The organism is Arthrobacter sp. AFG7.2, from assembly GCF_002892835.1.
In the GTDB taxonomy this organism is placed as follows: Bacteria; Actinomycetota; Actinomycetes; order Actinomycetales; family Micrococcaceae; genus Arthrobacter.
The window spans coordinates 554113-578862 of sequence record NZ_PJMB01000002.1 but is presented as its reverse complement, the minus strand read 5'-3'; the positions used below and the strand labels follow the sequence as shown (position 1 = coordinate 578862).

At 64.4% G+C, this 24750-nt stretch carries 27 protein-coding genes, 2 tRNA genes and 1 other RNA gene; 18 read left to right on the top strand and 12 right to left on the bottom strand.

The genetic code is table 11. From position 1 onward, the window contains the following. Nucleotides 1-208, bottom strand: a 208-nt coding sequence (locus CXX84_RS19275; RefSeq protein WP_146031842.1) for a hypothetical protein, incomplete at its 3' end; no start/stop codon positions are given. 425 nt (nucleotides 209-633) lie between these two features. On the opposite strand from CXX84_RS19275, the gene CXX84_RS06490 reads away from it, so the two are divergent. The 5 genes from CXX84_RS06490 (at nucleotide 634) to CXX84_RS06470 (ending at nucleotide 3056) form a co-directional block, all read left to right on the top strand. Next, on the top strand, nucleotides 634-1053 hold the full coding sequence (locus tag CXX84_RS06490) for a DUF3052 domain-containing protein (RefSeq protein WP_102975849.1): 420 nt from the start codon (nucleotides 634-636) through the stop codon (nucleotides 1051-1053). Beyond that, complete coding sequence (locus CXX84_RS06485; protein ID WP_102975848.1) at nucleotides 1050-1544, top strand: peroxiredoxin; 495 nt, start codon at nucleotides 1050-1052, stop codon at nucleotides 1542-1544. The genes CXX84_RS06490 and CXX84_RS06485 overlap by 4 nt, the downstream gene beginning before the upstream one ends. Before the next feature lie 6 nt (nucleotides 1545-1550). After that, nucleotides 1551-2471 carry an NAD-dependent protein deacetylase gene (locus CXX84_RS06480; RefSeq protein ID WP_102975847.1) on the top strand — a complete coding sequence of 307 codons (921 nt, stop codon included), beginning with the start codon at nucleotides 1551-1553 and terminating at the stop codon, nucleotides 2469-2471. A gap of 101 nt (nucleotides 2472-2572) precedes the next feature. Further along, nucleotides 2573-2645, top strand: a tRNA-Val gene (locus CXX84_RS06475). A 120-nt stretch (nucleotides 2646-2765) separates the two neighbouring features. Beyond that, nucleotides 2766-3056, top strand: coding sequence for a hypothetical protein (locus CXX84_RS06470; RefSeq protein WP_102975846.1), 291 nt, complete (start codon nucleotides 2766-2768; stop codon nucleotides 3054-3056). Nucleotides 3057-3262: 206 nt separating this feature from the next. On the opposite strand, the gene CXX84_RS06465 is transcribed toward CXX84_RS06470, so the two are convergent. Further along, nucleotides 3263-3988: a FadR/GntR family transcriptional regulator gene (locus CXX84_RS06465; RefSeq protein ID WP_102975845.1), complete on the bottom strand. Its 726-nt coding sequence runs from the start codon at nucleotides 3986-3988 to the stop codon at nucleotides 3263-3265. A gap of 199 nt (nucleotides 3989-4187) precedes the next feature. Between CXX84_RS06465 and gndA the strand changes: the two genes are divergently transcribed. Next, nucleotides 4188-5624, top strand: a complete 1437-nt coding sequence (gene gndA / locus CXX84_RS06460; RefSeq protein ID WP_102975844.1) for an NADP-dependent phosphogluconate dehydrogenase — start codon at nucleotides 4188-4190, stop codon at nucleotides 5622-5624. Between the two features lie 107 nt (nucleotides 5625-5731). Here gndA and epsC read toward each other — a convergent pair whose 3' ends face one another. From epsC to msrA, 3 genes are all read right to left on the bottom strand, one after another. After that, nucleotides 5732-6316, bottom strand: coding sequence for a serine O-acetyltransferase EpsC (gene epsC / locus CXX84_RS06455; protein ID WP_102975843.1), 585 nt, complete (start codon nucleotides 6314-6316; stop codon nucleotides 5732-5734). 39 nt (nucleotides 6317-6355) lie between these two features. Further along, on the bottom strand, nucleotides 6356-7291 hold the full coding sequence (gene cysK / locus CXX84_RS06450; RefSeq protein ID WP_102975900.1) for a cysteine synthase A: 936 nt from the start codon (nucleotides 7289-7291) through the stop codon (nucleotides 6356-6358). A gap of 64 nt (nucleotides 7292-7355) precedes the next feature. After that, nucleotides 7356-7880 (bottom strand): peptide-methionine (S)-S-oxide reductase MsrA, encoded by a 525-nt coding sequence (msrA, locus tag CXX84_RS06445; RefSeq protein ID WP_102975842.1) that lies wholly within the window; start codon nucleotides 7878-7880, stop codon nucleotides 7356-7358. Between the two features lie 101 nt (nucleotides 7881-7981). On the opposite strand from msrA, the gene CXX84_RS06440 reads away from it, so the two are divergent. After that, nucleotides 7982-8926, top strand: coding sequence for a Nif3-like dinuclear metal center hexameric protein (locus CXX84_RS06440; RefSeq protein ID WP_102975841.1), 945 nt, complete (start codon nucleotides 7982-7984; stop codon nucleotides 8924-8926). A 73-nt stretch (nucleotides 8927-8999) separates the two neighbouring features. After that, entirely contained in the window at nucleotides 9000-9737 is a 738-nt protein-coding gene (locus tag CXX84_RS06435) for a zinc ribbon domain-containing protein (protein WP_102975840.1), read from the top strand. A gap of 9 nt (nucleotides 9738-9746) precedes the next feature. Here CXX84_RS06435 and CXX84_RS06430 read toward each other — a convergent pair whose 3' ends face one another. Next, nucleotides 9747-10511: a YaaA family protein gene (locus tag CXX84_RS06430; protein ID WP_102975839.1), complete on the bottom strand. Its 765-nt coding sequence runs from the start codon at nucleotides 10509-10511 to the stop codon at nucleotides 9747-9749. A gap of 55 nt (nucleotides 10512-10566) precedes the next feature. Between CXX84_RS06430 and rnpB the strand changes: the two genes are divergently transcribed. The 5 genes from rnpB to CXX84_RS06405 all read left to right on the top strand — a co-directional run bounded on the left by rnpB (nucleotide 10567) and on the right by CXX84_RS06405 (nucleotide 14475). Then, nucleotides 10567-10958, top strand: an RNA gene (gene rnpB, locus CXX84_RS06425) — RNase P RNA component class A. Nucleotides 10959-11001: 43 nt separating this feature from the next. Then, a complete protein-coding gene (locus CXX84_RS06420; protein WP_102975838.1) occupies nucleotides 11002-11544 on the top strand; it encodes a TspO/MBR family protein in 543 nt (180 codons plus the stop codon). A gap of 256 nt (nucleotides 11545-11800) precedes the next feature. Then, nucleotides 11801-13279, top strand: coding sequence for a glyceraldehyde-3-phosphate dehydrogenase (locus CXX84_RS06415; protein ID WP_102975837.1), 1479 nt, complete (start codon nucleotides 11801-11803; stop codon nucleotides 13277-13279). Nucleotides 13280-13354: 75 nt separating this feature from the next. Further along, a complete protein-coding gene (locus CXX84_RS06410) occupies nucleotides 13355-13564 on the top strand; it encodes a hypothetical protein (RefSeq protein ID WP_102975836.1) in 210 nt (69 codons plus the stop codon). Between the two features lie 113 nt (nucleotides 13565-13677). After that, nucleotides 13678-14475, top strand: coding sequence for an HNH endonuclease family protein (locus tag CXX84_RS06405; protein ID WP_102975835.1), 798 nt, complete (start codon nucleotides 13678-13680; stop codon nucleotides 14473-14475). 57 nt (nucleotides 14476-14532) lie between these two features. Here CXX84_RS06405 and def read toward each other — a convergent pair whose 3' ends face one another. The 3 genes from def to orn all read right to left on the bottom strand — a co-directional run bounded on the left by def (nucleotide 14533) and on the right by orn (nucleotide 16066). Continuing rightward, complete coding sequence (def, locus tag CXX84_RS06400) at nucleotides 14533-15105, bottom strand: peptide deformylase (RefSeq protein ID WP_102975899.1); 573 nt, start codon at nucleotides 15103-15105, stop codon at nucleotides 14533-14535. A 129-nt stretch (nucleotides 15106-15234) separates the two neighbouring features. Next, nucleotides 15235-15307 (bottom strand) — tRNA-His (locus CXX84_RS06395). Between the two features lie 129 nt (nucleotides 15308-15436). Next, on the bottom strand, nucleotides 15437-16066 hold the full coding sequence (gene orn, locus CXX84_RS06390; protein WP_102975834.1) for an oligoribonuclease: 630 nt from the start codon (nucleotides 16064-16066) through the stop codon (nucleotides 15437-15439). 150 nt (nucleotides 16067-16216) lie between these two features. Here orn and mptB point away from each other — a divergent pair, with 150 nt between their 5' ends. Then, nucleotides 16217-17776 carry a polyprenol phosphomannose-dependent alpha 1,6 mannosyltransferase MptB gene (mptB, locus tag CXX84_RS06385; RefSeq protein WP_102975833.1) on the top strand — a complete coding sequence of 520 codons (1560 nt, stop codon included), beginning with the start codon at nucleotides 16217-16219 and terminating at the stop codon, nucleotides 17774-17776. Here the strand turns inward: mptB and CXX84_RS06380 are convergent. Continuing rightward, the gene (locus tag CXX84_RS06380; RefSeq protein WP_102975832.1) at nucleotides 17773-18483 is read right to left on the bottom strand and encodes a DNA alkylation repair protein; all 711 of its coding nucleotides are present in this window, start codon (nucleotides 18481-18483) and stop codon (nucleotides 17773-17775) included. The two genes, mptB and CXX84_RS06380, sit on opposite strands and share 4 nt — an antisense overlap. A gap of 110 nt (nucleotides 18484-18593) precedes the next feature. Between CXX84_RS06380 and CXX84_RS06375 the strand changes: the two genes are divergently transcribed. Then, nucleotides 18594-19496, top strand: coding sequence for an aldose 1-epimerase family protein (locus tag CXX84_RS06375; RefSeq protein ID WP_102975831.1), 903 nt, complete (start codon nucleotides 18594-18596; stop codon nucleotides 19494-19496). On the opposite strand, the gene CXX84_RS06370 is transcribed toward CXX84_RS06375, so the two are convergent. After that, a complete protein-coding gene (locus CXX84_RS06370) occupies nucleotides 19493-20272 on the bottom strand; it encodes an alpha/beta hydrolase (protein ID WP_102975830.1) in 780 nt (259 codons plus the stop codon). The two genes, CXX84_RS06375 and CXX84_RS06370, sit on opposite strands and share 4 nt — an antisense overlap. Further along, on the bottom strand, nucleotides 20269-21357 hold the full coding sequence (locus tag CXX84_RS06365; protein WP_102975829.1) for a LacI family DNA-binding transcriptional regulator: 1089 nt from the start codon (nucleotides 21355-21357) through the stop codon (nucleotides 20269-20271). Before CXX84_RS06365 ends, CXX84_RS06370 begins: the two co-directional genes overlap by 4 nt. A 172-nt stretch (nucleotides 21358-21529) precedes the next feature. On the opposite strand from CXX84_RS06365, the gene CXX84_RS06360 reads away from it, so the two are divergent. The 3 genes from CXX84_RS06360 to CXX84_RS06350 are packed head-to-tail and all read left to right on the top strand — an operon-like array spanning nucleotide 21530 to nucleotide 24749. Further along, on the top strand, nucleotides 21530-22699 hold the full coding sequence (locus CXX84_RS06360; protein ID WP_102975828.1) for a Gfo/Idh/MocA family protein: 1170 nt from the start codon (nucleotides 21530-21532) through the stop codon (nucleotides 22697-22699). After that, a complete protein-coding gene (locus CXX84_RS06355) occupies nucleotides 22699-23913 on the top strand; it encodes a dihydrodipicolinate synthase family protein (RefSeq protein ID WP_102975827.1) in 1215 nt (404 codons plus the stop codon). Before CXX84_RS06360 ends, CXX84_RS06355 begins: the two co-directional genes overlap by 1 nt. Continuing rightward, nucleotides 23910-24749 carry a sugar phosphate isomerase/epimerase family protein gene (locus CXX84_RS06350; protein WP_102975826.1) on the top strand — a complete coding sequence of 280 codons (840 nt, stop codon included), beginning with the start codon at nucleotides 23910-23912 and terminating at the stop codon, nucleotides 24747-24749. The genes CXX84_RS06355 and CXX84_RS06350 overlap by 4 nt, the downstream gene beginning before the upstream one ends. Nucleotide 24750: the final 1 nt, after the last annotated feature.

The window sequence follows — 24750 nt, the reverse complement described above, 5'->3', positions numbered from 1 at the left end:
CGGTAGTGGTCACCATCGGCACCCCGACGCTCTGCGCGCCCGCACGCTGCAGCAGGCTCCGCATGATGAATCGGGCACGCTCAGTGCCCTGTTCCCTGATTAACGAATCCAGGGACTCGACCCACTCGGCAGTCTCTTCCGGATCACGATCAGGCAGCTGGTTAGTCAACCCGCTGAGGATATGGGAGGTATCTTCTCCTGCAGCCACGTCCAACCTCTCTTTGCGCGCATTGGTGGCGCACTCAGGCCGGGCAGGGTGACCGCCCGGCGTACATACGCCGTGTGCGACGTATCGGTTACAACAGCCCGGTCATGTGAGCCGGGCAGGGTCCTAGCATTCCTACGTCTGCATTGAGTTACAGGGTTTTTGCCCCGCAGGCATAGTTGTCACCTGCCACTCTAACTCTGTCCCCAACGCGATGCGTAGCCGCGGCTTTGGCAGCTCTGTTGTATTTCGCCGTCATAATGGTTGTGTGACGAAAAGCCGCTGCGCTGTGGGCTGCCGGAACCTGATGTGACGCAGAATATGCGGCATGACAGGGGCGGCAGCTTGAAGCTCAGGCACAAAGGGTGTTGGCTGGGAGTAATGGAAATCACTATGCGCACTGCGTATAAAAGGCATTGGAGGTACACGTGAGCGAGGCCGACGCCGCCACTTCGGTAAATGTGGCGGAAAAATTGGGTTTCAAGAACGGGGATCTGATTCAGGAGTTCGGTTACGACGACGACGTCGATTTCGACTTGCGTGACGATATTGAGGACCTCACCGGTTCAGAGCTGCTGGATGAGGATGACCACGAAGTAGCGGACGCCGTCGTTTTCTGGTGGCGTGACGGCGACGGGGACCTGGTGGACAGCCTGATGGATTCGCTGACGACCCTCAGTGAAAATGGCGTCGTCTGGGTCCTGACTCCGAAGTCCGGCAGGAGTGGGTACGTCTCACCCGCGGACATCCAGGAAGCTGCACCGACAGCCGGACTGCACGTTACGACGTCCGCGGGCGTGTCAAAGGACTGGAGCGCAACCCGGCTGGTGAGCAGGAAGAACAAATGACGGCAGCGCTTGCCGCTGCCACCGGGACTGTCCCTGCTGTAGGCGGGCAGGCGCCAGACTTTGAATTGGTGAACCAGTACGGCGAGCCCGTCAGGCTTTCCACGTTCCGGGGCCAGTCCGTGGTCCTGGTGTTCTACCCCTTCGCGTTCTCGGGCATCTGCACCGGCGAGCTCTGTGAAGTCCGGGACAACCTGGCATTGTTCGAAGACGCGAACGCAGCCGTTTTGGCTGTTTCCGTTGACAGCAAGTTCAGCCTGCGGGCCTACGCCGCCCAAGAAGGCTATACCTTCGACCTGCTCTCCGATTTCTGGCCGCATGGCGCTGCTGCAAGCCTTTACGGCGTCTTCGATCACTCGAGCGGAATGGCTCAGCGGGGCACCTTCATCATCGATGCCGGCGGAACCATCCGCTACTCGGTGGTGAACCCGCGCGGCCAGGCCCGGGACTTCAGTGAATACCGCAAGGCGCTGGTCCGGTTGGTTAAGGCCTGACGGGTTATGGGAGAGCCGCGGCACGGTGTGGGCCTGACGGGCTTTGCCAGCATGCCGCCCGTTCCACCTGCACGGCCTTCGGCAGATGAACGTGAGGTTCTGGTCCGGATCAGGGACCTGCTGGCAGGAGACCGTTTCGCACTCCTCACCGGAGCAGGGCTAAGCACGGATTCAGGCATTCCCGACTACCGGGGACCGGGATCCCCTCCGCGAACACCGATGACCTATCAGGAATTCGTCAAGGCGGCTGCGAACCGCCAGCGTTATTGGGCGAGGAACCACATCGGCTGGTCGCACCTCCGCCACGCTGATCCAAACCAAGGGCACCATGCAGCTGCAGAGCTGGAACGCCGCGGGCATCTCACCGGCCTCATCACGCAGAACGTGGACCGGCTCCATCAGATGGCCGGCAGTATCAACGTGGTAGACCTCCACGGCCGGTATGACCGGGTGGTGTGCCTGGACTGCCGGCGGACCTACTCGCGCCGGCTCCTGGCCGGAATGCTGGAGGAGCTGAATCCCGGGTTTTTGGACCGTGCGGAAGAGGCGGCCCTGGTGGAGATGGCGCCTGATGCTGATTCAACTGTGGAGGACCAGGCCCTGATCAGCAGCTTCGTTGTTGCTGTGTGCCCAGCCTGCGGCGGGACCCTGAAGCCGGACTTCGTGTACTTCGGAGAAAATGTGCCCAAAGACAGGGTTGAAACGTCATACCGGATGGTTGACGACGCCGGTGCCCTCGTGGTTGCCGGGTCGTCGCTGACGGTGATGAGCGGCCTGCGGTTTGTGAGGCACGCGGCCAGGGACGGCAAACCCGTGGTCATTATTAACAGGGGAACGACCCGCGGTGATGACAAGGCAACCGTCAAACTTGAAGCGGGCGTCAGCGAATCGCTGAGCTGGCTCGCGGCTGAGCTGCCGCCGCTTTAGGGTGGTGCCAACAGATTGTCCGCCGATTCGCCTTTAGTGCCCAACTTCGGGTAGAGTCTATGTTCGTTGGTCAGGGCGCAGCAGTGTCCGGTTGCCACTATGGGTCTTTAGCTCAGCTGGTAGAGCGCCACGTTTACACCGTGGATGTCATCGGTTCGATCCCGGTAGGACCCACAAACAAAACCCCGCAGTTTCCGCCGCCAGGCAGGGACTGCGGGGTTTTTCTTTGCCCAGTGCCTGGCTGCCTGATGAGCCACCGCCCTGATTGTCTGCCCCCTGCCATAGCTTGCAGGGATGGAACACGTGATTATACGGACGGGCCGGGACGGTATGCCGACGGCGGTGCTGAGCAATGGCAGGGAATGGGCCGTTGGTGCGGAGCCAGTGAGGTGGTTTGAGCGGGTCAACTGGTGGGAGACGCGCCGCCGTATGCCTCGTGGGCTCAGCAGGGTGGATGTCGAGGTCCTGCAGCTTCAGGTCAGGCTGGGGAGGAATGGCAGTTCAGCGCTGACCACCATGCTCCTGGAGAGGGATGGGCTGGGTGGTGGCTGGAGGCTGCGGGAAGCTGTTGCAGACGCTGCGTAGGGGTGCGGTGCGGCTGGATCAAAAGCCCGCGGGCAGTGGAAAACCCTCCACCGCGACTATTGGGGGATGCCGCGGTGGAGGGTCTGAGATGAATATACAGTGAACTTCCCGAAACAAAAAGCCGGGTGGGAACTGTGACTGCCGCCGCACTGGTGCCGGTGATGTGGTTGCCGGACTTTTCGGGTGCTGCTGGCCGCTCATGGTTGTCAGCGGTCCACCGGGATGAAAACGCGGGGCTGCTCAGTCCAGGTGTCCGACATCTGTGACATGGTCCGCCTCATGATCCTGTCTGAAGCTTCACGGGCGGAGACTGCGTCGCCCCTGGCGATTGCCTCAGCCACGTCCACGTGCCACTGGAGGGCGGCCTCGTGCGGGTGGTCCGGCATCAGGCCGTGCACCGTACGGCCAGTGAGCGTCTCCGCCACCTGCCCCATGAGGTTCGCGAACATCTCATTGCCGGAGCCGGACAGGAGCAGTGAATGGAACTGGATGTCCAGCTCAAGAAAGCGGGGCACGTCCCCCTTGTGCCCGGCGTCGCGCATTGCGTGGGCAACGTCCACAAGTTCCAGCCGCAGGGGAGCGGGGGCGTTTTGGGCGGCGAGTTCGGCAGCAGCAGGTTCCACGGCGGACCGCAGCTCGGCGAGGGAGCGAAGCTGCGCGCCGCGTGCGTCTCCGGCCAGCCGCCACCTGATGACCTGCGGGTCGAAAGGGTTCCAGCGGCTGGAGGGCAGCACCCGGATTCCCACCCGCTTGGTTGTTTCCACCAGCCCCAGGGACTGCAGCACGCGAACGGCCTCACGGATCACGGATCGCGAAACCTTGAGCTCATCCTCAAGCTTTTCGGCGAGCATGATGTGGCCGGCAGGAAGCTCCCCCGAGATAATACGCGCGCCCAGGTTCTCGATGGCACGGTGGTGCAGGCTGCTGGTCATGCAGCTAAGCCTAGTGCGGGCAGGTGCGCCGGGAAGCAGAGGCCCTTGACTGCCGGTGACGCAATCGGTTCCATTACGTGGGCGTTACTTTCCTGTGACCTCAGGAATATATATGCTTTATTAAGACCCTTGGTCTGCAGCGTGCTTCACGGAACGTGGAGCTCCTGCACATCCGTCGAACATATGAACTGGAGTTTTGATGTCTGCACACATCGGTGTCACCGGCCTCGCGGTAATGGGCGCCAACCTTGCCCGCAACCTGGCCAGGAACGGCTTCACTGTCGCCCTCCATAACCGTTCGGTCGAGAAGACCGACGCCCTGCTGGCCAAGCATGGCTCGGACGGTGACTTCATCCGGACCGAGACCCTGCAGGAGTTGGTGGATTCCCTCGAGAAGCCCCGCCGGGTCCTGATCATGGTGAAGGCCGGCAAGCCGGTTGACTCCGTGATCGAGCAGCTTGAACCCCTCCTGGAAGCGGGCGACATCATCATCGACGCCGGCAACTCCCACTACGAAGACACCCGCCGGCGGGAAGCCGCCCTTGCCAAGAAGGACCTGCACTTCGTCGGCGTCGGCGTTTCCGGCGGCGAGGAGGGCGCCCTCAACGGGCCCTCCATCATGCCTGGCGGTTCCAAGGAGTCCTACAAGGCACTTGGCCCGCTGCTGGAAAAGATCTCCGCAAAGGTCGACGGCGAACCGTGCTGCGCCTGGGTGGGCACCGACGGCGCCGGCCACTTCGTCAAGATGGTCCACAACGGCATCGAATACGCCGACATGCAGGTCATCGGTGAAGCCTTCGACCTGCTCCGCTCCGGTGCCGGCATTGAACCCGCAGAGCAGGCCAAGATTTTCACCGAATGGAACCAGGGCGAGCTGTCCTCCTTCCTGATCGAGATCTCCGCCGAGGTCCTGGGCCATGTGGACGCCAAGACCGGCAAGCCTTTCGTGGACGTGGTGGTAGATGCCGCAGGCCAGAAGGGCACCGGCCGCTGGACCGTCATTTCCGCACTGGAACTGGGTTCCCCGGTCAGCGGCATCGCCGAATCCGTCTTCGCACGTGCCCTCTCCTCCCAGGCGGAGCAGCGCAGGCTCGGCCAGGAGCTGCTGGCCGGCAACGAGGCCGACGTCGAAATCCCCGAAACCTTCGTTGAGGACGTCCGCCAGGCGCTCTACGCCTCCAAGCTGGTCTCCTACGCCCAGGGCCTGGACATGCTCACCTCCGCGGCCAAGGAATACAACTGGGACCTGAAGCTCGACGAGATCGCCTCGCTGTGGCGCGCCGGCTGCATCATCCGGGCCGAACTGCTCAAGGACATCACCAAGGCCTACGCTGCTGAAGAGAAGCCTGCCAACCTGCTTTTCGCACCGGCCTTCACCGAAGCCATCGCCGGGGCCCTTCCCGCCTGGCGCCGCGTGGTGGCCACCGCCGTCCAGCTGGGGATCCCGGTTCCCGTCTTCTCCTCCTCGCTGGCCTACTACGACGGCCTGCGCCGCAAGCGCGTGGCTGCCGCCCTCATCCAGGGCCAGCGCGACCTGTTCGGTGCCCACACCTACGGCCGAGTCGACGCTGAAGGCACCTTCCACACCCTCTGGGGCGAGGACAAGTCCGAAATTGAAGCGGTAGACACCCACTAAGGGTTCCGCTTCAGGGACACAAAAGGCGGGCAGTTTCCGGTGATCCGGGAACTGCCCGCCTTGTGGTTTCAGTGCTTAAGGAATGGCCCCCGCGCCGTCAGCTAGTCTCAGAGGTGGTATTCGATTTCGTACTCGGCCGGGTCCACGGCGGGCTTGGTTTCCCGCTGAGCGTCCCGGTGGCGCCACCTGGCAGGAACGCCAGTGACGATCGATTCCGGCGGCGCGTCCTTCACCACCACCGCGTTGGCGCCCACGGCACTGTCGTGGCCAATGATGATCGGGCCCAGAATCTTGGCGCCGGCACCAATGGTGACCCGGTCGCCGATCGTGGGGTGGCGTTTTATCCTGGCGAGCGAGCGTCCCCCCAGAGTTACGCCGTGATAGATCATCACGTCCTCGCCGATCTCCGCGGTTTCCCCAATCACGACGCCCATGCCGTGGTCAATAAAGAACCGGCGGCCGACGGTTGCGCCGGGATGAATCTCGATACCGGTCACGAACCTGCCGAACTGCGAGAGCAGCCGGGCCGGAAAGCGCAGGGCGGGGTTCTGCCACAGGCGGTGCGTCAGACGGTGGATCCAAATGGCGTGCAGACCGGAGTAAGCGAAAAAGTTTTCGAAAGAACCCCGAGCCGCCGGGTCGTGTGACCGGGCGGCATCGAGATCTTCTTTTAGTCTTGCGAAAAAGCCCACAAAGTTCTTTCTACAGGAAACGGGCGAACGGCGGCCTGATCAGCCGCGGATGTCGTCATAGAGCACCGTGGAGATGTAACGCTCACCGAAGTCACAGACAATTGCGACGATCAGCTTGCCGGCGTTCTCCGGGCGCTTCGCCAGTTCAAGGGCGCCCCAGACGATGGCGCCGGAGGAGATACCGCCCAGGATGCCTTCCTTGACGCCGAGTTCGCGGGCGACCCTGACGGAATCCTCCAGGGTGGCATCCAGCACTTCGTCATAGACATTGGTATCCAGGATTTCCGGCACGAAGTTGGCGCCGATGCCCTGGATCTTGTGCGGGCCGGGTGCGCCGCCGTTCAGGATCGCCGAGTCTTTCGGTTCGATCGCAACGATCTGGACGCCGGGCTTCCGCTCTTTCAGGACCTGGCCGACGCCGGTGACGGTTCCGCCGGTGCCCACGCCTGCAACAAAGATGTCCACTGCGCCGTCGGTGTCGGCCCAGATTTCCTCCGCGGTGGTGTTGCGGTGGATCTCAGGGTTGGCCTCGTTGGCAAACTGCTGCGCCCAGATGGAGTTCTCGGTGTTGGCCACGATTTCCTGGGCCTTTTCCACGGCGCCGCGCATGCCCTCGGAACCGGGGGTCAGCACGATCTCGGCGCCAAAGGCGCGCAGCATGACGCGGCGCTCGGTGGACATGGTCTCCGGCATCGTCAGGATGACCTTGTAGCCGCGGGCCGCGCCCACCATGGCCAGCGCGATACCGGTGTTGCCGGAGGTGCCTTCAACAATGGTTCCGCCGGGCTTCAGGGCGCCCGACTTTTCTGCAGCGTCCACGATGGCGACGCCGATACGGTCTTTGACGCTGTTGGCCGGGTTGTAGAACTCAAGCTTCACGGCAACGGTGGCATCCAGCCCCTCGCTGAGCCGGTTGAGCTTGACCAGCGGGGTACCGCCGACCAGCTGGGTTACATCGTCATAGATCCGTGCCATGTACATACGCCTATCTTTGAGGGGTGAATACTGAGGTCAGCCTAACGAGGCCGCGTAACGGTGGCTAAGCGTTAAGCCATGCAGAGTAATATTTCCGGGCCTTGGCGAGTTTGGGGTTGATGATCACCTGGCAGTACCCCTGCTCGGGATGCTTTGCGTAGTAGTCCTGGTGGAATTCCTCTGCCACATGGAACCGGGGGAGGCGGACCACTTCGGTGACGATGGGGTTGGCCCACAACGCCTGGTTCCGGTCGATTGCTTCCTCGAAGAGAATCTTCTCTTCAGTGGTTTCGTAAAACATCGACGACCGGTACTGGGTGCCCACGTCATAACCCTGGCGGTTCAGCGTCGTGGGATCGTGCAGGGCGAAAAACATGTCCAGGATGACCTCTGCCGGGATGATCTCCTCGTCGAACGTCACGGCCACCACCTCGGCGTGCCCGGTAGTGCCGTTGCACACTGAGTAATAGTCCGGATTCGGATCGTGGCCTCCGGTGTAGCCGGACACCACTGAAGTGACGCCCCTGGTCTTCTGGTAGACGGCGTCGAGGCACCAGAAGCAGCCTCCGCCTAATACAAAAGTTTTCATGACCTCTTCAATGGTTGGCGGCCCCGGATGATTCCCCGCTGTCCAATACAGCGCTCGTTGACGTGCGGGCGGGGACCGCGCAATGGGGTAAAACTAAGACTATGGAACCTGAGGACACCGACGTTACCGGCCCGGACAATATCGACGGCGTCAATCAGGACGGCGGGAACCGCGAAGGCATCGTCCCGTCCAGTGAGGATACGCCTCAGCAGGCCGCTACCCTGGGTGAGCTGCTGCTGGCCGTGGAGGAACTGTGGCCTGAATCCCTGGCCGAGAGCTGGGACGAGGTGGGGCTGGTGGCCGGCCACCCGTCGGCTCCTGTCACCAAGGTCATGTTTGCCGTGGACCCCACCCTGGAAGTCATCGACGAAGCCGTGAAGTGGGGCGCCCAGCTCCTGATCACGCACCATCCGTTGCTGATGAAGGGGGTCACGACCGTCGCTGCCACCACTCCAAAAGGCCGGGCGGTTCACAGGTTGATCGAGTCAGGGACCGCCCTGCTGACCGTCCACACCAACGGGGATTCCGCCGTCGGGGGCGTGTCCGATGTGCTGGCCGACGCCCTGGGACTGCAGGACGTTGCACCGCTCACCATGGCAGCAAATGGACTCCCGGAAGAGGGCATCGGGCGGGTGGGTGACCTGGCCGATGCCATGACGCTGGGGGATTTTGCAGCCCGTGTGTTCGGCATCCTGCCGTCGGTGGCAGGGGGAGTGCGGGTGTCCGGCGACAAGGACGGGCTGGTGCGGCGCATTGCCGTGTGCGGCGGCGCGGGGGACTCGCTGTTCGATGAGGTCAGGGCCAGCAACGCCGATGTCTATGTCACTGCCGACCTCCGCCACCATCCCGCGTCTGAAGCACGGGAGGCGGCGCTGAACGGCCGGCCGTACTTGGTGGATGTATCGCACTTTGCCAGCGAGTGGCTGTGGCTGCCCGCAGCTGCAGCGGCCCTCGGCAACGTCCTGTCGGACCAGGGCCACGACATCGAAATCCAGGTCAGTACCACCAACAGCGATCCGTGGGACTTCATCCTGACTCCGGGCTAAGCAGGCGCTAGAGTCTAGGAAGCGCCGTTCAGGTGCCCGGCCGCGGCCGGACAGGATTCAAGCGGAGGTAAATGTGGCGAAGGCAGCACCGGCGGAACAGTTGAAGTTACTCGAACTGCAGGGGCTGGACGCCAAGCTGAAGTCACTCGCCAACCGCCGCCGCTCGCTGGAAAACGACCCTCGCATCAAGGACCTCCGGGCAGCCCTGTCCGTTGCCACCGGTGAGCTGGGTGCCGCCAAGGTTGCCGTCCACGACGCCGAGGGCGAGCTGAAGCGCGCGGAGGCGGATGTGGAGCAGGTGGCGGCGCGCATCCAGCGGGATGAGGCACGGCTGAACAGCGGCACGGGGTTGTCCAAGGACCTGGTGGCCCTCCAGAAGGACATCGCGTCGCTCAATAAACGGCGCTCGGACCTGGAGGACATCGAACTCGAGGTGATGGAGCGGCTTGACTCCCTGCGGGCAACGCAGGCTCAGCAGCAGGGGATTGTGGACGACATCCAGGGATCCTTCGGCACCATCAAAGCCGAGCTGGATGCGGAACTGGCCGAGGTGGAGGCGGAAGCCGCCGGCCTCCGTGCACGGCGCGCCGAATTTGCCGCCGGCCTCGACGCCGGCATGCTTGCCGTCTACGAAAAAACACTGGCCAGGCGTGGAGTGGGCGCGGCCAGGCTGTTCCACGGCACGTCCGAGGCGTCCGGCATGAAGTTGAGCCCGGGAGACCTTGCCGAAATCAAAGCCGCCGCCGTGGACGACATCGTCTTCTGCCCGGATTCCGGCGCCATTCTGGTCCGCTCCGAAGAGTGGGCCTGAGGCCGGTTCTCAGCCGGGCAGGATGATGTTCAGTGCGTGGGGCTTGCGGTTGGTGCCTTCCACCAATTCTGCGTTCCAGGTTTCGCGGGCTGCCTTCAGAAGGGCCGACGGCGTCGCAGGAGCATTACCGCGCCGTGACAGCAGGTGCCGGGCCAGTTCGCCGCGGGTGTGCTTTGCGAAGTGGCTCACCACTTTCCGCACCCCGCCCACCTCAGTGAAAACGTTGACCGCGACGGTCTGTGCCGGGGGCGGCGCCCACGCCGCTGCGTAAGTGCTTGACCTGCAGTCCACCAGAAGCCGCCCCTCAATGGCCGGCGCGAGCACGCCGGTCAGGTGCGGCTTCCAGAATGAGGCGAGGCGGCCGACGTCGTGCAGGGCGGTCCCCATCGACAGCCGGTAGGCGGGCACGCTGTCGCCGAACCGGACGGCACCCCACAGCGCGGAAATCACCAGCACGGACTCGTCAGCCTTGCGGCGCTGCGTTGCGCTGAGGGTGCTGTAGCCCAGGGCGTCGTACAGCACTCCGGAATAGATCTGGTGGGCCGGAGCCGCCGGTTCGGCATGGAGCCGTGTGTTGCGGTCGACGTCGTCCTTCAACGACGCCCCCACCCCCAGCAACGCAAGCGCGTCCTCGTGCGCGCTCACCGTACCCAGCGCGTCCAGGACCTTAACCCGGTATGAGTTCAGTTCGGGGAAGCTCAGGGAAGGCCAGTGGACGGCGGATCCGGTGGCTGCGGGCGTCTTGCCTTCGGACGGGGGAAGCAGAATCAGCACCGTCCGATCCTACCGGCGGAGGGAAAGCCGTTGGCGCCGCTAGACTGGGGGTGGATGGGTTGACCAGGCGGCCGCGCGCCACGCAAGTGGCTCGAGGAACGTCCGGGCTCCACAGGGCAGGGTGGTGGGTAACGCCCACTCGGGGTAACCCGCAGGCCAGTGCCACAGAAAACAGACCGCCTGGGTCGCGCCGGTTTGAAAGCGGCACGAACCAGGTAAGGGTGAAACGGTGGTGTAAGAGACCACCAGCTTCCCGGGTGACCGGGAAGGCTAGGTAAACCCCACCCGGAGCAAGGCCAGACAGGACACGTTTGAGGGCTGCCCGCCCAAGTGTCCGGGTAGGCCGCTGGAGGGCGCCGGCAACGGCGTTCGTAGATGGATGGCCGCTACTCCCGTGCCGGTAACGGAGCGGGAGCACAGAACCCGGCGTATCGGTCAACCCATCCACATACTGGTTTGACCTTGGACGATGTGTTGGGGATGCTGAACCGTGGCCGCTGATAATGACCCGAGTTTCAACTCCGGCGCCCCCGCTCCGCAGGAGATCGGGCGCAGGCGGCAGGCCGTTGCCCTGGCGGGGTTCTTTGCGCTCTCCCTGGCAGCCTGGGCCGTTGCATCCATCCCCATTATCCTGCACTCCAGCGGCTGGTTCGCGGAGTCCGTGAAGGCCCCCTGGATGCCACCGGGGTGGATGTTCCGGAGCATGTGGATGCTGCTGTACGCCAGTGTGGCGGTTGCAGCCTGGCTGGTGTGGCGCAAAGGGGCCCTTACGGGCGGCACCCTCGCCGGCTACCTCGTCCAACTCGTGCTCAATGCCGCGTGGCCGCTGGCCTTCTTTGGGCTCTTCCCGGCGTTCGGTGCCGCGTCGCTGTGGGCGGCCTTCCTCGTCATCTCGGGACTGGCCGGCTCCGTTGCCTTCCTGATTCTGCGGTTCGGCCCGGTAAGCCCCGCAGCCGGCCTGCTGATGCTGCCGTATCTTTCCTGGGTGGTTTTTTCGTCCAGCCTCAATCTTTACTCTGCGGTGCACAACTGATGCTTCGCGGCACCGGCCCCTGCTGTGAGTGATTTCACTTGCATCGGGCCGCCTTACAGACGCCAGCCAACTTAGAATGGAACAGGACGCAGGAGTTCTCCCGCCGGAGTTTGCGTTCGCAGCCGGCGGTTTTTCTTTGCATGTGATCCAGGCGCCTGGGGGCCGACCCCTGCAGGCGCGGGTGCCCCTGCACAACATGTGGTGGCCGACAACCGTGTACGAGGACGTGCGCGGCTGAACCGAGGAAGGTATTTCTGTGAGCCATACGTCAGATTCTTGTCTTGATACGTGGATGGGCCGTGAGGCCCTGGCCGAGGCCATGATTCCGGTGATCGGCCGGCTGTACCGCGAAAACAACGTGGTCACCAGCGTTTATGGCCGGAGTTTGATCAACAAGTCCACCATGAACATTCTCAAGGCGCACCGCTTTGCGCGCCGCATGAGCAAGGACGAGCTGCTGCTGGAGGAAACCGCGCCGCTGCTGAACACCCTCGCCACGCTGGAGCTCGGCGCGGCAGCGATCGACATCGCCCGGCTGAACCAGAAGTTCAAGGAAGAGGGCAACGGCGCAACCCTGGAGGAATTCCTCCGTGCGGAACTGGCCGACGTCGTGGGCAAGCGCGGCGGCGATGACCGCACCAGCACCGACGTCGTGCTCTATGGTTTTGGCCGGATCGGCCGGCTCCTTGCCCGCCTCCTGATCGAAAAGGCCGGCGGCGGCCACGGCCTCCGGCTGCGCGCCATCGTGGTGCGCAAAGGCTCGGACAACGACCTTTCCAAACGCGCCAGCCTCCTGCGCCGCGACTCCGTCCACGGATCCTTTGAAGGAACCATCCGGATTGACGAGGAGGCCAACACCATTACGGCCAACGGCGTCCAGGTGCAGGTCATCTACTCGGACAACCCCGCCACCATCGACTACACCGCCTACGGAATCCACAACGCACTCGTTGTGGACAACACCGGGCGCTGGCGTGACGCGGAAGGGCTGTCCCAGCACCTGCAGAGCAAGGGTGTTGCCCGCGTGCTCCTGACTGCCCCGGGCAAGGGCAACCTGAAGAACATCGTGCACGGCATCAACCACGGCACCATCGAGGACACGGACCAGATCGTCTCAGCCGCGTCCTGCACCACCAATGCCATCACGCCGGTGCTGAAGGCAATCAACGACAAGTTCGGCGTCGTGCATGGACACGTGGAGACCGTGCACTCCTTCACCAATGACCAGAACCTGATCGACAACTTCCACAAGGGCGACCGCCGCGGCCGCTCGGCAGCCTTGAACATGGTGATCACGGAGACCGGCGCCGCCAAGGCCGTGGCCAAGGCCCTCCCCGAACTGCTGGGCAAGCTCACCGGCAGTTCCATCCGCGTCCCCACCCCTGATGTTTCCCTGGCTATCCTGAACCTGAGCCTCGAAGAGGGCACCACCAAGGACGAGGTGAACAACTACCTGCGGGAGATGTCCCTCCACTCGGACCTGCGCAAGCAGATCGATTACATCGACTCACCCGAGGTGGTTTCCACCGACTTCGTCGGTTCCCGCCGTGCGGGCATCGTTGACGGCCTCGCCACGATCTCAAACGACAAGAACCTGGTGCTCTACGTCTGGTACGACAACGAGTTCGGTTACAGCTGCCAGGTGGTCCGCGTCATGGAGGAAATGGCAGGCGTGAACCCGCCGTCGTTCCCTGCAAAGGAAACCGCCGCCGCCCTGGCCGCGATCGCCGTTTAGGCCCGCCACCCTGGTCTCCCGATTTCCCGGCTGATGATGCTGGAATCAGCCGGGAAACGGGATCACACTGGTGGCATGGAAAACGACTCGACCCTGCAGCACGAAACCACCCTTGAGCACGCCCTTGACGTCGCCAAAGCCAACCACAAGGAGGCGATCAGGCTTCTGGAGGGCGCGCGTGCCGGCTACAAAACCGGTGACGTTGGAGAAGACCGCGTGCGCCAGCTCGAAGGGTTGCTGGCCCTGGCCGAGGAAGACTTACGAAGGGTGATGCGGGAACAATAACGCGTTCCTGCCGGACCCTCACTTGCCCTCCACACTGTGGAAAACGCCAAGGGTGAGGCAGGCACGTCCTAGGCTCGTCTGGTGCAGGCTGCCACTCGAAGTGCCGGAACCCCATGACCGTGAACTGGTCCGCATACCGGCGGGCCCGGCGCCGTTCCCGGCAGGCCTGGGGCATCCTGTTTCTGGCGGCTGTCTCCGCGGTGGCGGGCCTCGCCTGGTTCTTTACCGCCGGCCAGTTCGAGGCCGCTGAGCCTGCCGTTGCGGGGCCGGTTGTGGCGCCGGTTTTCGATCCGGCGTGGATGAAGCCTGTGGTCCCAGTGCACCGGGTGCCGCCGGGTTCCGCCCTCACTGCCCTGGAGGGGCTCGCCGTCAAGGGCCGGGCCGGTAAGGACAACTACCAGCGGGAAGCTTTTGGCCAGGCGTGGCAGGACGTGGACCGGAACGGGTGCGATACCCGCAACGACATCCTTCGGCGGGATCTGGCCGAGGTTGTGTTCATGGAAGGGTCGGTGTGCCGCATCGCGGCCGGCCGGTTCCACGAGCCCTACACCGCCCGGTTCGTCGACTTCCGGCGGGGCTCCGAGAGCAGCCGCGCCGTACAGGTTGACCACGTGGTGGCACTGGGGGATGCGTGGCAGAAGGGCGCCCAGGGGCTGACCGCGAGGCAGCGGCAGAGCCTTGCCAATGACCCTCTCAACCTCATTGCCGCTGACGGCCCAGCAAACCAGGAAAAAGGCGCAGGCGACGCTGCCACCTGGCTGCCGAAGAACACATCCTTCCGCTGCCACTATGTGGCACGCCAGATATCCGTCAAAGCTGCTTACGGCCTCTGGGTAACGGAAGCGGAAAGGGACGCCATGAAACGTGTGCTGGCTTCCTGCCCGGGCCAGGAAACCGTGGCGGCCGGCTAGGCGTATGCTGCGGGACCGGCCATAGTGCGCCGGCGCTGTCCCGCCAGCAGCGTGCGGCTAGTGACCGAAGGGGTCCGGATCCACGCCGGGCATCCAGGTCAGTCCTGGAACGCCCCAGCCGTTTTTCTTGGCGAGCTTCATGGCCTTGCGTTTATACCGGTCCATCAGCCGGTTGACGTACAGCTTGCCGTCCAGATGGTCATATTCATGCTGGATGACCCGGGCGAACCACCCGGTGGCCTCGAACCTGACCGGTTCCCCGAAACCGTCGAACCCTTCAACACGGGCCCATTCGGCGCGTTTCAAAGGGTACTGCCCGCTGGGAAAGGACAGGCAGCCTTCTTCTTCCTCGTCAGGATCCGGAACGGCACCGGAAATCTTCGACAGAGTGAGGACAGGATTGACCACCACACCTGCAGGGGGAGCGCCGTCGTCATTGGCGTACTTGTAAATGAAGATCCGCTTGCCCACCCCGATCTGGGGAGCCGCGAGGCCAACGCCGTTGGCGGCGTCGTTTGTTTCGAACATGTCCGCTATCAGGGTGCGCAGCCCGTCGTCGAACACTTCCACCTCGGAAGCCCGGCGGTGCAGTACGGGCTCTCCCCAGATGGTTATTGGCAGAACAGTCATCTTCAGGTGGTCCTTCGGCGGTGTTTCGTGCAAAGAGAACATGTGCGGCAACAATGCAAAAAGAAGGAGGCCGCACCGGATATCCGGTGCGGCCTCCTTCTTGGACGGCTGCACATACCGTCCCGTGAGGGTGAGCTACGGGGGTTGAACCCGCGACCTCCTGGACCACAACCAGGCGCTCTGCCAACTGAGCTAAGCCCACCATGTGCCTGCAGGATGACCGGCGAACCGGCCCTCTTGAAAGGCAACTCATATAGCTTACCTGCTCTACAGGGGTGCTTTGTCCACTTTGGGGGTTTTCGGCGGAAAATTCAGCCAAAGGTGGCGCAGATTACTTTTCCCCTGTTCCTGCATCTCCAGCGGACATGATGCGCCGGGCAATCCGCTGGGCTGTAGCGCTGTCCGGCCCGGGCGCCGGCACGAAGACGGCCTCCCGGTAGTAGCGGAGTTCGTCGATGGAGTCCTTGATGTCGCCCAAAGCGCGGTGGCCGCCCTTTTTCGCCGGTGACTGGAAGTACGCGCGGGCGAACCAGCGGCGGGAGAGCTCCTTGATGGTGCTGACATCGATCACCCTGTAGTGCAGGTGCTCCACCACTGCTGGCATGTCCCGGGACAGGAAGACCCGGTCGGTTCCCACCGAGTTGCCGCCCAGAGGAGCCTTCCGCGGGTCCGGTACCCACTTGGAGATGTACTCCATCACGGCAGCTTCGGCCTCGGCCATTGTTTTGCCGTGCGGCAGTTCCTTCAGGAGCCCGGATTTCGTGTGCATGTCCCGGACGAAGTCGTTCATTTGGGCCACCGCAGCGTCCTCCGGTTTGATGACCACATCGACGCCGTCGCCGAGGATGTTCAGTTCCGAGTCCGTGACCAGGGCCGCCACCTCGATCAGGGCATCATTCTTGATGTCCAGACCAGTCATTTCGCAGTCGATCCAGACGATTCGTTCGTTAGATATAGGCACCGGACCAGCCTACCGTTTCACCTCCCGGCCACCGGCCGATGCTAGGATTTCGGAGATGCGGCGGGTCATGCCGCTCCGGTGGTGACGCGCCCGGCCGGTTCGTTGCCCGCCGGGCGGAACCGCAAACGAGAAGGATTGGACTTGCCTGAGATGACGGCGCCTGTGCCTGCGGCGAGGGAGATGGCCGCCGCCACCGCCGCGGCGGGCGGTGCGGAACCAGAAGTGGACAATGCCAGGTCCCCCCTCCTTGCCGGATTCGCGGGGTCCATGTTCATGCTGATTGGATCTTTGGGAGTCGGCTGGCTCGCTCCCGTCTCGGAACTTCGGCGGATGCCGCTCTTCATCTGGATGCGTGCTGAAGCCGTGGGCGTTGCCCTCTCAATCGTCCTGCTGGCGGTCGGAGGAATGCTCCTGGTCCGTGCCTGGCTCAGGCTGGGGCAGCGGGTCCGGGTCTGGGGCGCGGAGGCACGCAAAGCCACCCTGATGGCCGTCGTGGCATGGGGACTGCCCATGATGTTCAGCGTCCCTCTCTTCAGCCGGGACGTCTACGCGTACATCGGGCAGGGCCGGCTGATGGTGGAAGGATTCAATCCTTACGAGAACGGCATTTCGGCCCTGTCCAACTACTTCCAGCTGGGCGCGGACAAAATGTGGACCGAAGCGCCCGTTCCCTATGGACAGTTGTTCCTGTGGATCGAGCAGGTCGTTGTCTGGGTCACCAACGTCCAACCCGAAGCAAGCGTGATGTTGTTCCGCCTGGTGGCGCTGGCAGGAGTGGTCCTGTGTGTCATATACGTACCCAGGCTGGCCGAGCTTCACGGCGTCAACCCGCACCGGGCCCTATGGCTCACTGCGGCGAACCCGCTGTTCCTGACGAACTTCATCGCCAGCGTCCACAACGACGCACTGATGATCGGGCTGGCACTGGCCGGACTGTACTACTCCGCGACGCACAGGGTGGTCCGCGGCGTTGTCCTGGTGACTCTGTCCATCGCGGTGAAGCCCATCACCATCGTCTTCCTGCCGTTCATTGGGCTCCTCTGGGCCGGCAAGGACGCGGGCTGGCTCCGCAAGTTCACGTACTGGGGCCTGACCGCCGCGCTGAGCCTGGGCATCCTGGTCCTGATGAGCCTGGTGAACGGTTTCGGCTTCGGCTGGATCAACGGACTTTCCGCGCCGGGGAGCATCTCCATCTGGTACGCACCTGTGGGCCTGATCGGGATGGTGGTGGCGTCGCTGGCCAACTCGTTCGGCCTCGACGGGGCCACCCTGGCGGGTTTTGTGTCCGACGCCGGGAAGCTGATCGCCGTGGGCGTGGTTGCCTGGCAGATCTTCCGAGGCGACTACGACCGGCTGATTCGCCGCCTCACCCTTGCCTTTGCCGCAGTGGTCCTGCTGGCGCCCATGATCCAGTCCTGGTACGTCGTATGGCTCATACCGCTCTTCGCGGTAACCGGCATCAGGAACGACTGGCAGGTCAAGGCGCTGTACTTCGTTGTCTCCTTCTTCATGATTTACGCCATTTCTGACCAGCTGGAAGTCTTCCCGTACCTGCAGACCGAGGACCTGGGCTTCGCGCTGGCCCTTGCGCGCGTCGCCGCCGCGGTGACCGGCCTGCTGTTTGGCCTGTATCTGATTTTCTGGGATCCCCGCACGCGCCGGCTGTTCCGCAAGAGCCACGAGGTCGTCGTCGAACGTCCTGTCATCTAGCCGGCCGGAGTTAAGCCGCGGGCACGGAGTGCTTCCCTCCGTGACAAGGGGCTCATGGTGGCGGCGTGGGCAGCGACGAATGCCGCCACCCACTCCGGGGCCGTCTTGGCATACTCGCGCAGGGACCACCCGACGGCCTTGCGAATGAAGAACTCCCGGTCTTCCAGGTTCGCTTCCAGGATCCTGGCCAGGAGTTCAGTGTCGGTGCCGGCCTTCGCCTTGAGCTGCGAGAGGATGGCGGCCCGCCTGACCCAGAAGTCCGGATCGGTGCTCCAGTCCAGCAGTACTGCCGTCATCTCCGCACGGTTGGCTTGGAGCAGGCCGTACAGGCGTGCTGCTGTCCCATCCACGAAGTCCCACCAGGCGCCGCTGCGGATCATCTCCTCGTAAACCGGCAGCATGGGCATGGATCCGGCCACCAGCGGGTTCCCGGTGAGATCGATAGCCGCGTACCGTTCCTCCCGGGCCGTGGCATTCCGCCACAGTTCCAGGGCGGTGCCGCGCAGCTGCCCGGCCGATGCAAAGGGTCTGCCGGCGGCAGCGGCTGCAGCGATCCGGCGCACTTCAGGGACGCGCACGCCGAGGCACGGCATTGCGGATTTCATGTAAGCCTGCGCGCCGGCCCCGCGGACGGGATCAGCCCGTTCCCGCAGCGCTGAGCGGATTGCGGCAAGCACCTGGATGTTCACCGCGTCCCCATCGCTCATGCTGCAACTGTAGTGGCGGCGGAAAGCGTGGGGGGCGCCGCCCTGCCGGGAAGGAAGATGTGCGTTACGCTGGTTAGCGCTAACAGGACGGAACTGCTTTAAGGACCTTCATGCCATCCACGGAACACAGACTTGCCAGCGGTCCCTACACAGCCGTGGTCACCGCGCGCGGGGGCGCGCTCCGGGAGCTTCAGTACGACGGCCGGGACCTCGTGGTGGGCTTCGGTCCGGACGGGCGGATCCCTGACTACCGCGGTGTCATTTGCGCTCCCTGGCCCAACCGGCTGGCCGACGGCAAATACTCCTACGCCGGCAAGGCGTTCGAAGCCGCCATCAACGAGCCCGAGCGCGGCTCTGCCCTCCACGGCCTGGCTACTGAACAGGTCTGGGACGTGCGGGAGGCAGCCGAAGACTGTGTGGTCCTCGCCTGCAGGGTCAAGGCAGGCGTGAACTATCCCTCCGATCTGCAGGTCTCCGTCTCATACTCCCTGGACGCGGACGGGCTGCACAGCACGGTCACCGCTGAAAACATCGGGCCTGCCACTGCCCCTTACGGCGTGTGTCCGCATCCCTACCTGGTGGCCGGGCCCGCAGGGCTGGATGAGTGGACGCTGGAAGTGCCGGCCCGGGAGTTCCTGGAGGTGACGCCGGACCGGCTGCTCCCGGTGGCAATGAAAAGTGTGGAGGGGCACGACTTCGATTTCCGCCGCCCCCGCCGGGTCGGTTCCCTGAAGATCGACCACGCCTTCACTGAACTTTCCCGTGACGACCTAGGGCTGGCCCGGGTCCGCGTTCAGGATCCTGCCGGCACGGGTGTTGAACTGGAATGGGGTGCCGAGTGGCCATGGGTCCAGATCCATACAGGTGACAAGCCGGTGGGCCCCGACCGTCTTGGAATGGCCGTCGAACCCATGACGTGCCCGCCGGATGCCTTCAACTCCGGGACGGACCTCATCCACCTTGAACCGGGGGAGTCGCACTCCGCGGCCTGGACCATCCGCGCTTTACCCTAGTTCCGGCTTTCCTCTGTGGAGGGGCGGGAGGCCCAGCCGGCGCGGTCCAGCCAGCCGGCGCACAGGTCGGTCCAGCGGTCCGGCCCCCGCTCTTCCGAGGCAAGGCCAAGGCCGTGGCGGCCATGGGGAAAGACATGCAGCTCGGCAGGAACACCGGCATCCATGAGCGCGCCCGCGTAGCCCAGGCTGTGGCTGACCGGCACGGCAGGGTCGTCAGCGGTGTGCCAGACGAACGCGGGAGGGGTCGCCGCCGTCACATGCTGCTCTGCAGAGAGCTCGGCAAGGAGGTCCGACGACGGCGCGTGGCCGAGGAGGTTGTCCACCGAACCCTGATGCACGGACTGCGTGTAGGACACCACCGGGTAGCACAGTACCGTCAGGTCCGGTACCGCCGCCGGAACATCGAGGTCCGCGTTGCCCGTTGCCCTGGCCGTTGAGAGCGTGGCGGCAAGGTGTCCGCCGGCGGAAAACCCGAGGACACCCACGCGGCCCGGGTCCACCCCGAGGCCATGGGATCCGCTGCGGATATGCAGCATGGCTTCCTTGGCGGCCACCAGCGGCGCCGGATGCCTGTCCGGCGCCACGCTGTACCGCAGGACGAAGGCGTGGATGCCCAGTGCGGCGAGCCACTCTGCCACCGGCTCCGCTTCGTGGTCTGCCTGGCGGGCATAGCCACCGCCAGGCAGCACCAGGACGGCAGGCCTTGGGTTGCCGGCATCGGCCCCGGTAGCAGCCTGGTGTGCAGGGATGCTGGTCAGTGCGGCCGCCATGCTCATGCCACCGCCTCGGTGCTGCGCCGAAGCGTCACCTCACCGCTCACCGGCCCGGGCTCCCCGTCATCCAGGTCCTCGCTGCCACCGGCCGTGCGGCCCGTGGCCCGGGTGGCAAGTCGTCCGATCTCCTCGAGCGGCAGGCGGACGGTGGAGAGTGCGGGGCGGAAGTCCCGCAGTGTCTCGATATCGTCAAATCCGGCAATTGTGGCGTCCCGGGGAATCCGAAGCCCCTCCGCCCGCAAAGCAGCCGATGCTCCAATGGCCATGACGTCATTGACTGCGAAGATGCATAGTTTCCGGGCGGAGGCTTCCCCGTCCCCTGACCTCCCGGCCTTGATCCTGGCCGCCAGCTCGAGTCCGGCATCGTAACCGCCGGAGCGGTTGAACGCGGTGCGCAGGACCTCGGCAGGTGGACGGCCGGCGGTGGCGAGGCCTTCCTGGAAGCCGCGAATCCGGTCGTCAGAGGTGAAGAGACCGTCAGGGCCGCCGATAATGACGAAGTCGCCATCCCAGCGGGATGCGAGTTCAGCTGCCAGGGCACCTGCGAGCTCCTGGTTGGGCACCGCCACCACGTGATACCCCTCAGTAACTGTGGCACCGACCACCGGGTGCCCAACCACGGCCACCTGCCCGCCATTGCGGCAGTACCGGTCGAGCTCAGCCGCCAGTTCAGCGTTGTCGTCCCGGTCTTCCGTCCGGGACGAGCGGGAACCTGCGATGACGATCGAATCAGCGCGCCGGGCGGCGAAAGCGGCCACGGCTTCGCGTTCTTCCGCCGGAGCTCCGCCCGTGGTAGCCAGCAGTACCATCCGGCGCTGCTCCCTGGCTTCGTCCTGGACGCCGCGGGCTATTGCTGCGAAGTACGGGTCTGCGATGTCATGGACGATCAGGCCGATCAGGCCTGAACTCGATTTGGCCAGCCCCTGGGCCTGGGCGTTGGGGATGTAGCCCAGGGAATCCGCAGCCTGGCGCACCCTTTCCGCGATGTCCTTGCCGGGCTTGCGCGCCGAGCCGTTCAACACCCGGGAGGCGGTGGCGGGGGAGACTCCGGCCAGCCGGGCCACCTCGGTAAGGGTACTTGCAGCCACAGCATCTCCTGGTCAACGTTCTAGGTCCAATAGCGGTAACCACAGTATGGCAGTTTGAAGTTCTTCCGGAAAGCGCTTGCCAACTGTGAATGCGGCAGTGCATTATTGACGTAGTGGGAATGCGCTTTCCCAACAAGCTTGAGTACTACTGCTCACTCACCGTGGAGGACACATGGGCTTCGAAACTAAAACCATCCGCATCGCCATGAACGGCATCACCGGCCGGATGGGCTACCGCCAGCACCTGCTGCGCTCCATCCTTCCCATCCGGGATGCCGGCGGATTCACCCTGGAAGACGGCACGCGCGTCCAGGTTGAACCCATCCTGGTGGGCCGCAACGAAGCAAAGATCCGCGAACTTGCCGAAAAGCACAAGGTAGCGGAGTGGACCACTGACCTGGATTCGGTCATCAACGACCCCACAGTCGACATCATTTTTGACGCATCCATGACCAGCCTCCGCGCAGCCACCCTCAAGAAGGCAATGCTCGCCGGCAAGCACATCTTCACTGAAAAGCCCACTGCCGAGACGCTGGAGGAAGCCATCGAGCTGGCCCGCATCGGCAAGGAATCCGGAGTCACAGCGGGCGTTGTCCACGACAAGCTGTACCTCCCGGGCCTGGTCAAGCTCCGCCGGCTGGTGGACGAAGGCTTCTTCGGCCGCATCCTCTCCATCCGGGGTGAGTTCGGCTACTGGGTCTTTGAAGGCGACATACAGGCAGCCCAGCGCCCGTCCTGGAACTACCGCAAGGAAGACGGCGGTGGAATGACCACGGACATGTTCTGCCACTGGAACTACGTCCTCGAAGGCATCATCGGCAAGGTCAAGAGCGTCAACGCCAAGACCGCCACCCATATCCCTGCCCGCTGGGATGAGGCAGGCAAGGAATACAAAGCCACGGCGGATGACGCGTCCTACGGCATCTTCGAACTCGAAACACCCGCTGGCGACGAAGTCATTGGCCAGATCAACTCCTCCTGGGCCGTCCGCGTCTACCGCGACGAACTGGTTGAGTTCCAGGTGGACGGTACCCACGGTTCCGCCGTCGCCGGCCTGAACAAGTGCGTTGCCCAGCAGCGCGCCCACACCCCCAAGCCCGTCTGGAACCCGGACCTGCCCGTCACCGAATCCTTCCGCGACCAGTGGCAGGAAGTCCCCGCCAACGCCGAACTGGACAACGGCTTCAAGCTGCAGTGGGAAGAATTCCTCCGCGACGTCGTCGCCGGTCGGGAACACCGCTTCGGCCTGCTGTCCGCCGCCCGCGGCGTCCAGCTCGCTGAGCTCGGCCTGAAGTCCAACGACGAACGCCGCACCCTCGACATCCCGGAGATCACCCTCTAATGACCTCTCTCATCCTCCCCTCCAACGACGGCGGCACCCGCGAGTACCGCCTGCAGGGCGGCACCACCTGGGCACGCCCCACGGCTCCGCTCACCGCCCGGCGCGCTTATGCCGCAGCACATGTCATCCCCGAAGTCCTGGCGGACAACACCCCCGGCGCTCCTGCCCGGCTGGACTGGGACGCCACCATGGCCTACCGCCATGAACTGTGGTCCTACGGCCTCGGCGTCGCAGACGCCATGGACACCGCCCAGCGCGGTATGGGCCTGGACTGGGCCGCAACCCAGCAGCTCATCAAGCGGACCGGCGTCGAAGCAGCCTCCGTGGTTGCCGCAGGAAACGCGGCCACGGCAGGGAAGTCCGTCCGGGACCTCGTCTCCTGCGGAGCCGGCACCGACCAGTTGGATATTGACTCCCTGCCCGTGGGCGAAGCAGGCATCAAGGCTGTCCTGGAGGCTTACCGCGAGCAGATCGCCGTCATCAGCGAAGCCGGACCCAAGGTCATCCTCATGGCCTCCCGCGCGCTGGCCAAGGTGGCCAGCGGCCCCGAGGATTACCTGAACGTCTACTCCACCCTGCTGCAGGAAGTGGACCAGCCGGTGATCCTGCACTGGCTCGGCACCATGTTCGACCCTGCCCTCGCCGGCTACTGGGGTTCTGACGACGTCGCCGCCGCCACGGAAACGTTCCTCGGCCTCATCCGGGACAACGCAGACAAGGTTGACGGCGTCAAGGTCTCACTGCTCGACGCGAGCCACGAGGTGGCCCTGCGGGCAGCGCTGCCTGAGGGTGTCCGCCTCTACACCGGTGATGATTTCAACTACCCCGAACTCATCGACGGCGACGGCACGCACCACTCGGATGCCCTGCTGGGCATCTTCGCGGCGATCTACCCGGCCGCCTCGGTAGCCCTGCAAAACTACGACGCAGGCAATGCGGCCAAGGCCCGCGAAATCCTGGACTCCACCCGCGAGCTGGGCAAGCACATCTTCAGCGCCCCCACGTTCTACTACAAAACGGGTATCGCGTTCATGTCCTGGCTCAACGGCAAGCAGCCCGGCTTCCAGATGGTCGGCGGCCTGCACTCCGGCCGCTCGGTATGCCACCTGGCCAGGACCTTCGAACTGGCCGACCAGGCAGGCCTGCTGAAGGATCCTGCGCTGGCCGCGTTCCGAATGTCTGACTACCTGCGCATCAACGGGGTGGGAGTATGAGCGACTTCGCCCGGCTGTCCATCAACAGTGCCACCACCAAGAAGTGGACCCTTGCCCAGGTTGTTGACGGCTGCGTCAACGCCGGCATCCCCGCCATTGGTCCCTGGCGGGACCGGGTTGAGGAAGCCGGCCTGGACAAGGCGGCCCGCCTGATCAAGGACGCGGGCCTGCGAGTGTCCTCCCTGTGCCGGGGCGGATTCCTCACCGCCCCCGATGCGGAGGGCCAGGCAGCCGCTCTCGCGGACAACCGTGCAGCCATCCTGGAAGCCGTCGCCCTGGACACCCGGGACCTGTTCCTGGTGGTCGGCGGGCTGGCCCCGGGGGAGAAGGACGTGGTGGCCGCCCGCCAGCGGGTCGCAGACCGCCTTGCCGACCTGGTTCCGTTTGCCGAGGAAAACGGGGTCCGCCTGGTCCTGGAGCCGCTGCACCCGATGTACGCAGCGGACCGCGCCCTGATCTCCACGCTGGGGCAGGCCCTGGACCTGGCAGCGCCGTTCGACGCCTCCACGGTGGGGGTCGCCGTCGATACCTTCCATGTCTGGTGGGATCCCGAGTTGAAGGCACAGATCGAACGTGCCGGCCGGGAGAACCGGATCGCCTCCTACCAGGTGTGCGATTTCAACATGCCCATCGCCGCCGATCCGCTGCTGTCCCGCGGGTACATGGGCGACGGCGTGGTGGACTTCGCCACCATCGGCACCTGGGTGCGCGACGCCGGCTACACCGGTGACATCGAAGTCGAGATCTTTAATCAGGACATCTGGGACACGGACGGCAACACCGTCCTGGCCACGGTCAAGGAGCGCTACGCGGAGCTTGTTCTCCCGTTCGCCTGAC